This window comes from Pseudomonas sp. EL_65y_Pfl2_R96 (assembly GCF_963970905.1).
Taxonomy (GTDB): domain Bacteria; phylum Pseudomonadota; class Gammaproteobacteria; order Pseudomonadales; family Pseudomonadaceae; genus Aquipseudomonas.
Genome location: NZ_CAXAQH010000137.1, coordinates 1 through 647 on the forward strand (window position 1 = coordinate 1; position 647 = coordinate 647).

At 60.3% G+C, this 647-nt stretch carries 2 protein-coding genes; both read left to right on the plus strand.

Annotated features, from left to right (window positions below; translation table 11 throughout):
* On the plus strand, window positions 1-165 hold a 165-nt coding region (locus AACY49_RS29855; RefSeq protein ID WP_339527795.1), incomplete at its 5' end, for a WxcM-like domain-containing protein.
* The coding region (locus tag AACY49_RS29860) for a DegT/DnrJ/EryC1/StrS family aminotransferase (RefSeq protein ID WP_339527797.1) at window positions 165-647 on the plus strand (483 nt) is incomplete at its 3' end. The genes AACY49_RS29855 and AACY49_RS29860, both read left to right, overlap by 1 nt.

Genomic DNA, 647 nt, shown 5'->3' on the forward strand with positions numbered 1-647 from the left:
GCCAGTCACAAGGCGCTTTACATGCCGCCGCGTATTTGGGGCACGCAATATCGCTACAGCGAGGACGCGGTGCTCGTTGTACTGGCGTCGCATGCTTATGATCCGGCGGATTATGTGCGCGACTATCGAGAGTTTCTGACCATGGTCGAGGCGGGCACTTGGTGATGCCTATCCCTTTTCTTGATATGCGCGGCATCACAGCCGCGATGCGCGAGGATCTGATCGCGGCCGCGACGCGGGTGATTGATTCAGGCTGGTTCGTACTCGGCGAGGAAGTCGTCCAGTTCGAGCGTGATTATGCCGTTTATTGCGAGACACAGCGGTGTGTCGGCGTGGCCAATGGTCTGGAAGCGCTGACGCTAGCCTTGCGCGCGCTGGATATTGGCCCTGGTGATGAGGTGATTGTCCCGGCCAACACCTATATCGCCACATGGTTGGCAGTCAGCCATGTCGGTGCGCGTCCAGTGCCAGTGGAGCCGGACGAGCGGACCTACAACATCGATCCCGCGCGTATCGCGGCTGCGATAACGCCGCGCACTCGCGTGATCCTACCCGTCCATCTTTATGGGCAGCCTGCCGATCTCGATCCCATTCGGGATATTGCCCGGCACCATGGCCTTAGTGTGCTCGAAGACGGTGCGCAGGCC